The following is a 15,135-nucleotide window of genomic DNA, read 5'->3' as shown; positions in this document are numbered from 1 at the left end:
GGCGGTGCGTGGATCGAGTGTTCGGGAGGTGCGGCATGGCTGATCTGGTGATCAGGAGCGCGCGGCTCTACGGCGAGGGCGATCCGATGGACGTGCTGGTGCGCGACGGCGTCATCGTCGAGATCGCTTCCGGTCCGATCGCCGCGCCGGAGGCGGAGGTGATCGAGGCGGGTGGGCAGATACTGCTGCCCGGCTTCGTCGACCTGCACACCCACCTGCGCGAACCCGGTCGCGAGGACACCGAGACCATCGAATCCGGTTCCGCGGCGGCGGCTCTGGGCGGATACACCGCGGTCTTCGCGATGGCCAATACGAATCCGGTGGCCGATTCCGTCGTGGTCACCGATCACGTGTGGCGACGTGGACAGGAAGTCGGCCTCGTCGACGTCTATCCGGTCGGCGCGGTCACCGTCGGACTCGCCGGGGAGCAGCTCGCCGAGATGGGCACGATGGCGGCGGGGGTCGGCGCGGTGCGCATGTTCTCCGACGACGGGCAGTGCGTGCACGATCCGCTCATCATGCGCCGCGCCCTCGAATACGCCGAATCCCTGGGCGTACTCGTCGCGCAGCACGCGGAAGAGCCGCGGCTGACGCGCGGCTCGGTCGCCCACGAGGGCCCGACCGCCGCGCGGCTCGGTCTCGCGGGCTGGCCGAGGGCGGCCGAGGAGTCCATCGTCGCGCGCGACGCGCTGCTCGCCCGTGACGCCTGCGCCCGCGTACACATCTGCCACGCCTCCACGGCGGGCACCGTCGAACTGCTCCGATGGGCGAAATCGCAGGGGATCTCGATCTCCGCCGAGGTCACGCCGCACCATCTGCTGCTCGACGATTCGCGCCTCGAGACCTACGACGCGGTCAACAAGGTCAACCCGCCGCTGCGCGAGAGTTCCGATGCGCTCGCGTTGCGGCGCGCGCTGGCCGAAGGCATCGTCGACTGCGTCGCCACCGATCACGCCCCGCACGCCGAACAGGACAAGTGCTGCGAATTCGCCGCCGCGCGTCCCGGCATGCTCGGCCTGGAGACGGCGCTGTCGATCGTGGTGGCGACCATGGTCGAGCCGGGTCTGCTCGACTGGCGCGGGCTGGCGCGGGTGATGAGCGAACGGCCCGCGGAAATCGTCGGACTCGACGAGCACGGCCGCCCGATCGCGGTGGGCGAACCGGCCAACCTGACGCTGGTCGACCCCGTGGCGAGCTGGACGGTGCGCGGCGCCGACCTCGCCAGCATCTCGAACAACACCCCGTTCGAGGACATGACGTTTCCCGCGAAGGTGACGACGACGGTGTTGCGCGGCCGGGTGACCGCGCGCGACGGCATGGCGGTGGGAGGTCCGTAAATGGAGAGAACACTGTGGGTGGTCGGACTGTTCGCGCTGTTCGCGCTGTGCGTGTGGTTGATGTGGCGGAGCTGGCACAAGCGTGCGGCCAGCCAGTCCGAGCGCATCGGTGAGCTGCCGCCGGTGCCCGCCGAACTGGGCGCCCAGGTGCTCGAGCCGACGACCGGCATGTATCTGGGCAGCACGCTGGCGCCGAGTTGGCAGGACCGAATCGCGGTGGGCGACCTCGGTTTCCGCGCCACGGCCGAGCTGACCAGGTTCGAACGCGGAATCCTGCTCGAACGCGACGGCGCGACGGTGATCTGGATTCCGCAGGAGTCCATCACGGCCGTGCGCACCGAGCGCGGGCACGCGGGCAAGGTGATGACCGAGGACGGCGTGCTGGTGATTCGCTGGAAGCTGCCGACCGGAACCGAGATCGATACCGGTTTCCGAGGCGACGACAAGACGGTGTACCCGGCGTGGGCCAGGGCGATGACGGGAGATGACGAGAGATGAGCGAGACGGCCGACGCCGCCGCCCTGGTACTGGAGGACGGGCGGATCTTCCGCGGCGCCGCCTACGGCGCCGTGGGGCAGACCCTCGGCGAGGCGGTGTTCTGCACCGCGATGACCGGATACCAGGAGACGCTGACCGATCCGAGCTACCACCGGCAGATCGTGGTCGCCGCGGCGCCGCAGATCGGCAATACCGGGTGGAACGACGAGGACGACGAGTCCGGCCGGATCTGGGTGGCGGGCTATGTCGTGCGCGATCCGGCGCGCCGTGCGTCCAACTGGCGCGCCACCACCACGCTGCCCGAGGAACTGCGCCGTCAGCAGGTGGTCGGCATCGCGGGCGTCGACACCCGCGCGCTCGTGCGCCATCTGCGCACCCGCGGTTCGATGAAGGCGGGCATCTTCTCCGGTGCGGCGCTGGCCGATACCGACGAGTTGGTGGCCAGGGTCACCGGACAGCCCTCCATGCTCGGCGCCGACCTGGCCGAGGAGGTGAGCACCGACGCGCTGTACACGATCGAGCCCACCGGTTCCCATCGGCACACCGTGGTCGCGGTCGATCTCGGCATCAAGACCAACACCCCGCGCATGTTCGCCGAGCGCGGGATGCGCGTGCACGTCGTCCCGTCGACCACCTCGATCGACCGCATCCTCGAGCTGAAGCCCGACGGCGTATTCCTGTCGAACGGGCCGGGCGACCCGGCAACCCAGGACGGCGCGGTCGAACTGACCCGCGGTGTACTCGACAAGGGCCTGCCGCTGTTCGGCATCTGCTTCGGCAACCAGATCCTCGGTCGCGCGCTCGGCCGAGGCACCTACAAGATGAAGTTCGGCCACCGCGGCATCAACATCCCGGTGGTCGAACACGAGACCGGCCGCATCTCGATCACCGCGCAGAATCACGGATTCGCGCTGGAGGGCGAGCGCGGGGAGCGGTTCGACACCCCGTTCGGCCCAGCCGAGATCAGCCATGTCTGCGCCAACGACGGCACCGTCGAGGGCGTGCGCCTGATCGACGGCCGCGCGTTCTCCGTGCAGTACCACCCGGAGGCCGCCGCCGGACCGCACGACGCCGCCTATCTCTTCGACCGTTTCGCCGGTCTCATGGAAGGAGCCTGATGCCTCGCCGCCAGGATCTGAAGCACATTCTGGTCATCGGTTCCGGACCGATCGTCATCGGCCAGGCGTGCGAATTCGACTATTCGGGCACCCAGGCGTGCCGGGTGCTGCGGTCGGAGGGACTGCGGGTGTCGCTGGTGAACTCCAACCCGGCGACGATCATGACCGACCCGGAATTCGCCGACTCCACCTATGTGGAGCCGATCACCCCCGAGTTCGTCGAGAAGGTGATCGCCAAGGAGCGGCCCGACGCCATCCTCGCGACCCTCGGCGGGCAGACCGCGCTCAACACCGCGGTCGCCCTGCACGAGCGCGGGGTGCTGGAGAAGTACGGCGTCGAATTGATCGGCGCGGATTTCGAGGCCATCCAGCGTGGTGAGGACCGCCAGAAGTTCAAGGACATCGTTGCGAAGGTCGGCGGCGAAAGCGCCCGCTCCGCCGTCTGTTTCACCATGGACGAGGTTCGCGCCACGGTCGCCGAACTCGGCTTCCCCGTGGTGGTGCGTCCCTCGTTCACCATGGGCGGACTCGGGTCGGGCATGGCCTATGACCACGAGGATCTCGACCGCATCGCGGGCGGCGGCCTTGCCGCCTCGCCCACCGCGAACGTCCTGATCGAGGAATCCATCCTCGGCTGGAAGGAATACGAGCTCGAACTCATGCGCGACGGCCGCGACAACGTCGTGGTCGTCTGCTCGATCGAGAACGTCGACCCGATGGGCGTGCATACCGGCGACTCGATGACCGTGGCCCCGGCCATGACCCTCACCGACCGTGAGTACCAGCGGCTGCGCGATCTCGGCATCGCCATCCTGCGCGAGGTCGGCGTCGACACCGGCGGCTGCAATATCCAGTTCGCGGTGGATCCGGCCGACGGGCGCCTGATCGTCATCGAGATGAATCCTCGGGTGTCGCGCTCCTCGGCGCTGGCCTCCAAGGCGACCGGATTCCCGATCGCCAAGATCGCCGCCAAACTCGCGATCGGCTACACCCTCGACGAGATCGTCAACGACATCACCAAGGAGACGCCTGCCTGCTTCGAGCCGACGCTGGACTACGTGGTGGTCAAGGCGCCTCGGTTCGCGTTCGAGAAGTTCCCCGGCGCCGACCCGACGCTGACCACGACCATGAAGTCGGTGGGCGAGGCGATGTCGCTCGGCCGCAACTTCTCCGAGGCGCTCGGCAAGGTGCTGCGGTCCCTCGAGACCAAGGCCGTCGGCTTCTGGACCCAGGACGACGGGCGCTGGGCGCCGGTCAACGAGGATGTCGGCGCGGCGATCGACGCGATCCTCGCGGATCTGCGCACCCCCACCGAAGGGCGCATCTATCAGGTGGAACGGGCGCTGCGATACGGCGCGAGCATCGAAGTGGTCGCGCAGGCCTCCGGTATCGACCCGTGGTTCGTCGCCGAGATCGCCGGACTGGTCGAGTTGCGCACCGAGATCCTCGAGGCGCCGGTGCTGGACGAACCGCTGCTGCGCCGCGCCAAGCACTACGGCCTGTCCGATCGCCAGGTGGCCGCGCTGCGCCCCGAACTCGCGGGCGAGACCGGGGTTCGGGCGCTGCGGCACCGGCTCGGCGTTCGCCCGGTGTTCAAGACCGTCGACACCTGCGCCGCCGAATTCGAGGCCAAGACCCCGTACCACTATTCGGCCTACGAACTCGATCCGGCCGCCGAGTCCGAGGTCGCGCCGCAGCGCGAACGCGGGAAGGTGATCATTCTCGGCTCGGGACCCAACCGCATCGGCCAGGGCATCGAATTCGACTACTCGTGCGTGCACGCGGCGCAGACGTTGTCGCAGGCGGGTTTCGAGACGGTGATGGTCAACTGCAACCCGGAGACCGTTTCCACCGACTACGACACCGCCGACCGTCTCTACTTCGAGCCGCTGACCTTCGAGGACGTGCTCGAGGTCTATCACGCGGAGAGCGAATCGGGCACCGTCGTCGGTGTCATCGTGCAGTTGGGCGGGCAGACCCCGCTCGGTCTGGCGCAGCGCCTCACCGACGCGGGCGTGCCGGTCGTCGGCACCAGCGCCGCCGCCATCGACCTGGCCGAGGACCGCGGCGAATTCGGGGAAGTGCTGGTCGCCGCGGGCCTGCCCGCACCCAAGTACGGCACCGCGACCACCGTCGAACAGGCCAAGAAGATCGCCGCCCGGATCGGCTACCCGGTGTTGGTCCGCCCGTCCTATGTGCTCGGCGGTCGCGGCATGGAGATCGTCTACGACGAGCACTCGCTCGAGGGCTACATCTCCCGCGCCACCGAACTCACCCCGGACCGCCCGGTGCTGGTCGACCGGTTCCTCGAGGACGCCATCGAGATCGATGTGGACGCGCTGTGCGACGGCGAGGAGGTCTACCTCGGCGGCGTGATGGAGCACATCGAGGAGGCGGGCATCCACTCCGGCGACTCCGCGTGCGCGCTGCCGCCGATCACCCTCGGCCGCAGCGATATCGAGGCGGTGCGCCGCTCCACGATCGCGCTGGCGAAGGGGATCGGGGTCAAGGGCCTGCTCAATGTGCAGTACGCGCTCAAGGACGACGTGCTCTACGTGCTCGAGGCGAATCCGCGCGCGAGCCGGACGGTGCCGTTCGTGTCCAAGGCGACGGCGGTGCCGCTGGCCAAGGCCGCGGCCCGGATCACCATGGGCGCCACCATCGCCGAGCTGCGCAAGGAGGGCATGCTGCCCGCCGAGGGCGACGGCGGGCACGTTCCGCTGGACGCGCCGGTCGCGGTGAAGGAGGCGGTGCTTCCGTTCCACCGGTTCCGGCGCGCCGACGGCAGCGGGGTCGACTCGCTGCTGTCGCCGGAGATGAAGTCCACCGGTGAAGTCATGGGCATCGACGCCGATTTCGGCACCGCCTTCGCCAAGAGCCAGGCCGCGGCCTACGGTTCGCTGCCGACCGGGGGCACCGTATTCGTCTCGATCGCCAACCGCGACAAGCGGGCCATGGTCTTCCCGGTGAAACGCCTGCACGACCTCGGATTCCGCGTCCTCGCCACCGAGGGCACCGCGGAGATGTTGCGCCGCAACGGCATTCCGTGTCAGCAGGTGCGCAAGCACTCCGAACCCGCCGACGGCGCTGACGATGGGCCGAGCATCGTCGAGCAGATCCGCGACGGCGAGATCGACATGGTGTTCAACACGCCATACGGCAATTCCGGTCCGCGCGTGGACGGCTACGAGATCCGCACCGCGGCGGTCGGGGTGAACATCCCGTGCATCACCACGGTGCAGGGCGCGGCCGCGGCGGTGCAGGGCATCGAGGCGAGTATCAACGGCGGTATCGGCGTGCGGTCGCTCCAGGAGTTGCACTCGGTGCTGCGTGGCTGATTTCGGAACGGCGATCTCACGAGGAGGGCGGGTTCGATGAAGACCTTCGGCGCGCGACTGCGGGCGGCGAGCGAGAAATTCGGTCCGGTGTGCGTCGGTATCGACCCGCACCCACCGCTGTTGCGCGCGTGGGGGCTGACCGAGGACGCCGACGGCGTCGCGGAGTTCGCCGCGATCTGCGTGGAGGCGTTCGGTGGCGCGGTCGCGCTGGTCAAACCGCAGGTCGCCTTCTTCGAGCCCTACGGTTCGCGCGGAATCGCGGCGCTCGAACGCGCCGTCGCGGACCTGCGCGCCGCGGGCACCCTGGTACTGGCCGACGCCAAACGCGGCGACATCGGCTCGACCATGGATGCCTACGCGCGGGCCTGGCTCGGTGACGGCGCGCTCGGCTCCGATGCCGTCACCGTCTCGCCCTATCTCGGATTCGGTTCCCTCGCACCGGCTCTCGACCTGGCCCGCGCCAACGGGCGCGGAGTCTTCGTACTCGCCGCCACCTCCAATCCCGAGGGCGGGCAGGTGCAGTCGGCCGCGGCCGCCGGGGGGCGCACGGTCGCCCAGACCATGGTCGACGAGGCGGCGCGCTGTAATGCCGACGTCGAATTCGGGTCCGTGGGCGTGGTGGTCGGCGCGACCCTCGCGCAGGCGCCGGACCTGTCAGGACTGAACGGCCCGATCCTGATGCCCGGTGTCGGCGCGCAGGGCGGTGGCCCGGACAGCGTGCGGGCGCTGGTCCCCGAATCGGTATTCGCCTCGGCGGTGCCCGCGGTGTCGCGCGAAGTGCTGCGCGCGGGCCCGTCGGTGGCGGCGCTGCGTGCCGCCCTGTCCGCGATCCAGGACGAGTTCGCGTTCCTCCGCCGCTGAGCGATCGTTTCGCGGTGGTCACCGAGCAGTCGGACGCGCGCTGTCGCCGACAGTCGAATACTCGTTGCGACCGAGCGGTGGGATGCCCGTCCCCGCCGAGCCGCCGCCCGCCGTATGTCGCCGAGCAGTCGGATGCCTGGTGCCGCGCTGAGCGGTCGGGTGTGCCTTGCTGCTGAGCGGTCGGATGCCTGGTGCCGCGCTGAGCGGTCGGGTGTGCCTTGCTGCTGAGCGGTCGGATGCCTGGTGCCGCGCTAAGCGGTTGGGGGTGCGTTGCCGCTGGGTGGTTGGGGGTGCGTCGCGGCTGAGTGGTCGCCCACCCGGCGCCACCGGGCAGGTGGATGCGCGTTGTGGTCGAGCGGTCGCCTCATCGACCTCGATGAGCGGCCGGGTACTCGTCGACGCTCGGCGATCGTCTTCGCGGTGGGTGATCGTCTCCGTCGCGTGGACCATTCGCTCCGTCGCCAACCTCGCGCGTACCGCCGGGGCGGATTTCTGCGGTTTCGCGGCGCCCCCACCTCGACGTTGCGTCAGGGGGGCATGTCGCGGCGCATACGCGCCCGCGTCCGCTCGCGGCCTCGGCGGCTGTGCGCCACGCTGCGTGATCGGGCCGAGAGCGGCATCCTCCGATGGCGAAGGGACCGTTCTCGGGGCTTCAGCGGGCGCGCAGGCCCGTTTTCGGTGCACGTTCGCGGCATGGATGGGACATGTGTTCGATACGACACGCGGCGAGTTCCAATCGACACGCGGAAAATTTCCAGAAAGTTCCTGGTAGGGCGCGTGTGCGACAGTCGCGCCGTGTCGCGACCTCGCCGCTACCGTTCCGCTACCGCGCGAAATTTCTGAAAATCTCCTGGTCGCAGCGTATTTCGTCGGAATGTCTAGATCATCACCGCAGGTGTCGGGGCACCGTGCGCATCCGGACCGGTGCGTCCGTAGTGCATCCGGAATCATGCGCTGACCTGGGGGGTGGGTTCGCAATTGGTGGACGGCGTGGGTACGGTCGCTGGGACCGTCCGGGTTACCGGCGGTAGTTGATGCAATGAACGATGAGACGGAGGAACCGTGGCCCTTCCCCAGCTGACTGACGAGCAGCGCGCCGCTGCTTTGGAGAAGGCGGCGGCCGCTCGCCGCGCTCGGGCGGAGCTCAAGGAGCGTTTGAAGCGTGGCGGCACCGACCTGAAGAGTGTCCTCAAGGACGCCGAGACCGATGAGATCCTCGGCAAGATGAAGGTGTCGGCGTTGCTGGAGGCCCTGCCCAAGGTCGGCAAGGTCAAGGCGGCGGAAATCATGACCGAACTGGAGATCGCTCCCACCCGCCGTCTGCGCGGGCTCGGCGATCGGCAGCGCAAGGCGCTGCTCGCCCGGTTCGACTTCGACGCCTGATCACGAGGGTGGTCGAACACACGCGGAAGGGCCGACTGGTAGTACTGGTCGGCCCCTCGGCCGTCGGCAAATCCACGGTCGTGCGGTGCGTGCGGGAATTCCTGCCCGAACTGGTGTTCAGCGTGTCCGCGACGACACGGGCGCCGAGGCCGGGGGAGATCGACGGGCTGGATTACCGGTTCGTCTCCCGAGCGGAGTTCGACGCCATGATCGAGGCGGGCGAACTGCTCGAATGGGCGGATATCCACGGCGGACTCCAGCGCTCGGGCACACCGGCGGCGCCGGTGCGCGACGCGCTGCGGGCCGGTAAGAACGTTCTGGTCGAGGTCGACCTGGAGGGCGCCCGCTCGGTGCGCCGCGCCATGCCGGAGGCCATCCTGGTGTTCCTGGCGCCGCCGAGTTGGGACGAGCTGGTTTCCCGGCTCACTTCGCGCGGCACCGAGTCGCCCGAGGTGATCGCGCGACGGCTGGAAACCGCCAGGGTCGAGTTGGCGGCCTGTGACGAGTTCGACATCGTGATCGTGAACGACGACGTGACCAGTGCCTGTGAGCAGTTGGTATCGTTGTTCGTTAGCACAATTTCGAGATAGTCGCCGCGTGTTCGCGGCCCCCTCTCGGACACCCGCTGATTTTCCAACGACAACCCGCAGGAGCCTCCCTAGTGAGCGACACCAAGACCGTGCCCGCGTACGACACACCGGTCGGCCTGACCAACCCCCCGATCGACGAACTGCTCGAGCGCACCTCGTCGAAGTACGCGCTGGTCATCTACGCGGCCAAGCGGGCCCGTCAGATCAACGACTACTACAACCAGCTCGGCGACGGCATCCTCGAGTACGTCGGCCCGCTGGTCGAGCCCGGCCTGCAGGAGAAGCCGCTGTCGGTGGCGATGCGCGAGATCCACTCCGATCTGCTCGAGCATTCCGAAGGCGAATAAACGATAGTCGTCCATCCCCGCCCGCGCGGGGATCAGCCACCCGGAGGGGTAGTGACCACACGGATCGTCGTCGGTGTCAGCGGTGGGATCGCCGCGTACAAGGCTTGCGCGCTGGTGCGCCGCTTCACCGAGACCGGACACGACGTCAGGGTTGTCCCCACCGAGTCGGCCTTGCAGTTCATCGGCAAGGCCACCTTCGAGGCGCTGTCGGGCAACCCGGTGCACACCGACGTGTTCACCGACGTGCCCGAGGTGCCGCACGTCCGGCTGGGGCAGGAGGCCGACCTGATGGTCATCGCCCCCGCCACCGCCGATCTGATGGCGCGCGCCGCGCACGGCCGCGCCGACGATCTGCTCACCGCCACCTTGCTGACGGCCCGATGTCCGGTGTTGTTCGCGCCCGCGATGCACACCGAGATGTGGGAGCATCCGGCGACGGTGGCCAATGTCGATACCCTGCGCGCGCACGGCGCGATCGTCATGGAGCCCGCCTCGGGCAGGCTCACCGGCACCGACACCGGTCCGGGGCGGTTGCCCGAGCCCGAGGAGATCTTCGGACTCGCGATGCTGCTCCAAGAACGCGCCGACGCCATTCCGCGTGATCTGGTCGGCCGCCGCGTCGTCATCACCGCGGGCGGCACCAGGGAACCGCTCGACCCGGTCCGTTTCCTCGGCAACCGCAGTTCGGGCAAGCAGGGTTACGCCCTGGCCAGGGTGGCCGCCCAGCGCGGCGCCCACGTCACGCTCATCGCGGGCAACACGATCGAGATGGCCGCGCCCGCCGCCGTCGATCTGGTGCACGTCACCACCGCCGAACAGTTGAAGATCGCCGTCGACAAGCACGCTATCGGCGCGGACGCGGTGATCATGGCCGCGGCCGTCGCGGATTTCCGGCCGACGAACGTAGCGGCGGCCAAGATCAAGAAGGGCGCGGGCGAACCCGATGTCATCGCGCTGACCAAGACCGACGACATTCTCGCGGGCTTGGTGCAGTCGCGGCGCGACGGGCACCTGCCGGGCACCGCGATCGTCGGATTCGCCGCCGAGACCGGTGACGAACACGGCGACGTCCTGACCCACGCGCGCGCGAAGCTGGCGCGCAAGGGCTGCGACCTGCTGGTGGTCAATGCCGTCGGCGAGGGCAAGGCGTTCGAGGTCGACACCAACGACGGGTGGCTGCTCGGCGCCGACGGCGCGGAACAGGCGCTCGACCACGGCTCGAAGGCTTTGCTGGCGAGTCGGGTGCTCGACGCGCTCGGACCGCTGTTGCGCGACTGATCGCGGTCCGACGATCGTGCGGTGACGGGCACACCGACCGCGCGGTCGCGACGCGCCAGGACACGCGGGCCGAGCCCGTCTGGGACGGTATGGTCAGCGGATCGGTGTGTGCGCGATTCGAGCCGCACCACCCTGTCGGTGGTTTGGAATAGTCTGAGGTTAAGGGTTGCGCTGTGGTGCGGTCGCACTACTGTCGTGGTCCGGCAAATACGAGAAACCCGTTGAGGGAGAGGGAACAACTGTGCGTACGTCTGGCAGCCGCCTATTCACCAGTGAGTCCGTGACCGAAGGTCATCCGGACAAGATCTGTGACGCCATCAGCGATTCCATCCTCGACGCGTTACTCGCGCAGGATCCGCGCAGCCGGGTCGCGGTCGAGACGCTCGTGACCACCGGTCAGGTGCACGTCGCGGGCGAGGTCACCACCTCCGCGTACGCGGATATCCCGCGCATCGTCCGCGAGAAGGTCCTCGAGATCGGATACGACTCCTCGGCAAAAGGTTTCGACGGCAACTCCTGCGGCGTCAACATCGCCATCGGCGCCCAGTCGCCCGATATCGCCCAGGGCGTCGACACCTCGCACGAGGCGCGCGTCGGCGGCGAGGACGACGAGATCGCCAAGCAGGGCGCGGGCGACCAGGGACTGATGTTCGGCTTCGCGACCACCGACACCCCCGAGCTGATGCCGTTGCCCATCGCGCTCGCGCACCGGCTCTCGCGGCGGCTCACCGAGGTGCGCAAGTCCGGCGTGCTGCCCTACCTGCGGCCCGACGGCAAGACTCAGGTCACCATCGAATACGAGGGCGACCGCGCGGTCCGGCTCGACACCGTCGTGCTGTCCACCCAACACGCCGCCGATATCGACCTCGACAACCTGCTCGCCCCCGATATCCGCGAGAAGGTCCTGAACTCGGTGCTCGCCGATCTCGACCTGCCGACCCTCGACACCTCCGACGTCCGCCTGCTGGTCAACCCCACCGGCAAGTTCGTACTCGGCGGCCCGATGGGCGACGCGGGCCTCACCGGTCGCAAGATCATCGTCGACACCTACGGCGGTTTCGCCCGCCACGGCGGCGGCGCCTTCTCCGGCAAGGACCCGTCGAAGGTCGACCGCTCGGCGGCTTACGCCATGCGTTGGGTGGCCAAGAACGTCGTCGCGGCAGGCCTCGCCGATCGCGTCGAGGTGCAGGTGGCCTACGCCATCGGCAAGGCGGCTCCGGTCGGTCTGTTCGTGGAGACCTTCGGCACCGAGAAGGCCGATCCGGTCCGTATCTCCTCGGCCATCACCGAGGTCTTCGACCTGCGGCCCGGTGCGATCATCCGGGATCTGGACCTGCTGCGCCCGATCTACGCGCCCACCGCTGCCTACGGCCACTTCGGCCGCACCGATATCGATCTGCCCTGGGAGCGCACCGACCGCGCCGACAAGCTGCGCGCCGCCGTCGGTCTCTGAGGACGCCGTGCGGTTCCGGGTTACGGCGTGACTCGGCGCGCGCCGACCACTACCGCCGCGCCCGCGGACCGCACGTCCGCGGGCGCGGCGTCGTCTCCGACGGCGCCCGCCCTCCCCATCGCCCGGGTGCTGCCTCTGCTGACGCCCGCACATCTCGACCGTGATTTCGACTATGTGGTGCCCCCCGAACTGGACGAGATCGCCCAACCCGGCGTCCGGGTGCGCATCCGCTTCGCGGGACGCCTCGTCGACGGCTATCTGCTGCGTCGGCTGGAACGTACCGAGCACACCGGCAAGATGGTGCGCCTCGAACGGGTGGTCTCCGCCGAGCGGGTGCTGACTCCGGAGGTCCTGTCCCTGGCCGTCGCCGTCGCGCACCGCTACGCCGGGACACGCGCCGACGTGTTGCGCCTGGCGATCCCGCCACGGCACGCCCGCACCGAGAACGGCGGCGCGGCGCGGAAGAAGTCCGCCGAATTCGCCGACGACAATTCCGATGAGTTCGAAACTCCAGCTGTCGCACCGGATTCCGGTCCGGGCGATATGGTCTCGGCGCGAAATGCGGAATCCGCCCGCGAGTCTCCGGCGAATTCCGAAGATCGAGAGCATGAATTTCGCGAGGCGGATGCGAAAACGGCGCATCCGGAATCCATCGGCCGCGCCGAGACGCCGTCGGTCCGGCACGATCCCGCCGCGGCCTCGCAAGCGCGGGCGGCGCGAGCCGTTGATCCGGCTCAGACAGTCGAAGCGACTGCCGGGGCCGATGGGGCGTGCACCGCGGCGTCATCGGATTCGATCGCATCGGCGAGCGATGCCGAGATCTCCTCGCCGCATTCCGGTGCGAAGGGCGAATTCGCAACTCCCGCTAGAGGTCCGGAGTTCGGGTCTCCCGAAGATGTTGCCGGGTACGTGAGTTCCGGTGCGGAGGGCGAGCGCTTCGGTGCGGTCGTCGAGTATGCGGCATCGGGTGAAGATGTCGGGTCCGCGTCCTCGGTTGTCGATCGTGGGGGCGTGTCTTCCGGGGCGGTGGCCGGTTCCGATCCCACCGAGGGGCGGATCGGTTCGGCGGACCAGGTGGAGTCGCGGGGTGCCATCGGCCCGAACGCGGCGGACGGCGACGCCGCGCGTTCCGAGGTATCGAGTGTGGTCGCGTTCGATCACGCGCCCTGGGAGCACTACCTGCACGGTGGCGCGTTCGTCGCGGCGCTCGCGGACGGTAGAGGTGTGCGGGCGGCATGGCAGGCGTTGCCCGGTGAGGATTGGGCACGCAGGTTGGCCGAGCTGGCGGCAACGGTCGCCGCCGCCGGGCGCAGCGCGATCCTGTTGGTGCCCGACCAGCGCGACCTCGATCGTGTCCTGGCGGAATGTGTTCTCCTGGTGGGGGATTCGGCGGTCGGCCTGTCGGCGGGGCTGGGGCCCGCGGCACGCTACCGCCGGTGGCTCGCGGTGCTGCGCGGGCAGGCGAAGGTGGTGGTAGGCACTCGGGCGGCGGCCTTCGCGCCCGCCGTCGACCTGGGTCTGGTCGCCATCTGGGACGACGGCGACGACACCTACGCCGAACCGCGCGCGCCGTATCCGCACGCGCGCGAGGTGGCGATGCTGCGCGCCCACGAGACCGGCGCGGCCTTCGTTGTCGCGGGATTCGCGCGGACCGCGGAGGCGCAGGCCGTCGTCGACAGCGGGTGGGCTCGCGATCTGGTCGCCGATCGCGCGGTCGTGCGCCGCCACGCGCCGCGGATCAGCGCGCCCGGCGATTCCGATATCGCCCTGGAACGCGACCCGATCGCGAGGGCGATCCGCATTCCCGGCGTGGCATTCGCCGCCGCGCGCGCCGCGTTGAAAGAGGGGGCGCCGGTGCTCGTGCAGGTGCCGAGGCGCGGCTACGTCCCGGCCTTGGCCTGCGCGAAATGCCGGACGCCCGCGCGCTGCAGGCACTGCAACGGTGCGCTCGCCCTGCCCGAGCGTCGAGGTCGCGGCGACGATCCGAACGAGGCACGCAGTCCGGCGTGCCGGTGGTGCGGTATCACCGAGGCCGCGTTCCGGTGCACGGTGTGCGCGTCGCGGGCGTTGCGCGCGGTGGTGATCGGCGCGGTGCGCACCGCCGAGGAACTGGGGCGCGCGTTCCCCGATGTCCCGATCCGGGGTTCGAGCGGCGGCGCCTTGCTCGACACCGTCGACCCGGGTCCGCAGGTGGTGGTGGCGACCGTCGGCGCGGAACCGACGGTGCGCGGCGGTTACGGCGTCGCCCTGCTGCTGGACAGTTGGGCCCTGCTCGGCCGCGCCGACCTGCGGGCCGCCGAGGACGCGCTGCGCCGCTGGATGGGCGCCGCCGCCCTGGTCAGGGCGAACGGCCAGGTGGTGGTCGTAGCCGAACCGTCGCTGCCGACCGTGCAAGCGCTGGTGCGCTGGGACCCGGTCGGCCACGCGCGCGCCGAGGTGGACGCCCGCGCCGAAGTGGGCTTCCCGCCCGCCGTGCGCATGGCCGCCATCGACGGCGCGACCGACGCCATCGACGAACTGTTGCGGCTGGCGACCCTGCCCGCCGACGCCGAGGTCCTCGGCCCGGTCCCGCTCCCACCGTTCGCCCGCAAGCCGTTCGCAGGCGATTCCCCCGCCGAAGTCGAACGCATGATCCTGCGTGTACACCGCCGCCACGGCCCGGCTCTCGCGCGCGCTCTGATCGAGGCTCAGGCGGTCCGCAGCACCCACCGCTCGGACGCCCCCCTCCGGGTGCAGATCGACCCGGTCGACATCGGCTGATCCCCGCATTACCGCCGTGCGAGGGCAGGCCCCGCGACTGGAGATCGGCCCACGCCGGCCGGTTCGGGTATCCGCCGTCGTTCATCGCGTAGCGCGACCGCCGTCCCGCGCCCGCGAGATAGTGCGACACGCCGGGGGTGTTCTCGGCGCGGCCCTCGACGCCGTCCCGCGC

At 69.6% G+C, this 15,135-nt stretch carries 11 protein-coding genes; all 11 read left to right on the top strand.

Translation table 11 applies throughout. The features are described 5' to 3' along the window. Window positions 1–35: 35 nt before the first annotated feature. The 11 genes from IT779_RS01220 to IT779_RS37360 all read left to right on the top strand — a co-directional run bounded on the left by IT779_RS01220 (window position 36) and on the right by IT779_RS37360 (window position 14,963). Entirely contained in the window at window positions 36–1,337 is a 1,302-nt protein-coding gene (locus IT779_RS01220; RefSeq protein ID WP_196147246.1) for a dihydroorotase, read from the top strand. Continuing rightward, window positions 1,338–1,835: a PH-like domain-containing protein gene (locus tag IT779_RS01215; protein ID WP_196147245.1), complete on the top strand. Its 498-nt coding sequence runs from the start codon at window positions 1,338–1,340 to the stop codon at window positions 1,833–1,835. Continuing rightward, window positions 1,832–2,953, top strand: coding sequence for a glutamine-hydrolyzing carbamoyl-phosphate synthase small subunit (carA, locus tag IT779_RS01210; RefSeq protein ID WP_196147244.1), 1,122 nt, complete (start codon window positions 1,832–1,834; stop codon window positions 2,951–2,953). The genes IT779_RS01215 and carA overlap by 4 nt, the downstream gene beginning before the upstream one ends. Then, on the top strand, window positions 2,953–6,291 hold the full coding sequence (gene carB, locus IT779_RS01205) for a carbamoyl-phosphate synthase large subunit (protein ID WP_196147243.1): 3,339 nt from the start codon (window positions 2,953–2,955) through the stop codon (window positions 6,289–6,291). Before carA ends, carB begins: the two co-directional genes overlap by 1 nt. Window positions 6,292–6,327: 36 nt before the next feature. Further along, the gene (gene pyrF, locus IT779_RS01200) at window positions 6,328–7,152 is read left to right on the top strand and encodes an orotidine-5'-phosphate decarboxylase (protein ID WP_196147242.1); all 825 of its coding nucleotides are present in this window, start codon (window positions 6,328–6,330) and stop codon (window positions 7,150–7,152) included. A gap of 1,062 nt (window positions 7,153–8,214) precedes the next feature. Next, window positions 8,215–8,535, top strand: a complete 321-nt coding sequence (gene mihF / locus IT779_RS01195) for an integration host factor, actinobacterial type (RefSeq protein WP_040708330.1) — start codon at window positions 8,215–8,217, stop codon at window positions 8,533–8,535. Window positions 8,536–8,543: 8 nt separating this feature from the next. Beyond that, complete coding sequence (gene gmk / locus IT779_RS01190) at window positions 8,544–9,125, top strand: guanylate kinase (protein WP_196147241.1); 582 nt, start codon at window positions 8,544–8,546, stop codon at window positions 9,123–9,125. 71 nt (window positions 9,126–9,196) lie between these two features. After that, on the top strand, window positions 9,197–9,472 hold the full coding sequence (gene rpoZ / locus IT779_RS01185) for a DNA-directed RNA polymerase subunit omega (RefSeq protein WP_040708326.1): 276 nt from the start codon (window positions 9,197–9,199) through the stop codon (window positions 9,470–9,472). 3 nt (window positions 9,473–9,475) lie between these two features. Then, window positions 9,476–10,750 (top strand): bifunctional phosphopantothenoylcysteine decarboxylase/phosphopantothenate--cysteine ligase CoaBC, encoded by a 1,275-nt coding sequence (gene coaBC / locus IT779_RS01180; RefSeq protein ID WP_408637715.1) that lies wholly within the window; start codon window positions 9,476–9,478, stop codon window positions 10,748–10,750. A 241-nt stretch (window positions 10,751–10,991) separates the two neighbouring features. After that, complete coding sequence (gene metK, locus IT779_RS01175) at window positions 10,992–12,203, top strand: methionine adenosyltransferase (protein WP_196147239.1); 1,212 nt, start codon at window positions 10,992–10,994, stop codon at window positions 12,201–12,203. A gap of 126 nt (window positions 12,204–12,329) precedes the next feature. Further along, window positions 12,330–14,963: a primosomal protein N' gene (locus IT779_RS37360; RefSeq protein ID WP_332838642.1), complete on the top strand. Its 2,634-nt coding sequence runs from the start codon at window positions 12,330–12,332 to the stop codon at window positions 14,961–14,963. Window positions 14,964–15,135 lie beyond the last annotated feature (172 nt).

This window comes from Nocardia bovistercoris, assembly GCF_015674855.1.
GTDB lineage: Bacteria > Actinomycetota > Actinomycetes > Mycobacteriales > Mycobacteriaceae > Nocardia > Nocardia bovistercoris.
The sequence above is the reverse complement of the archived record's forward strand: the minus strand, read 5'-3'. Positions and strand labels throughout refer to the sequence as shown.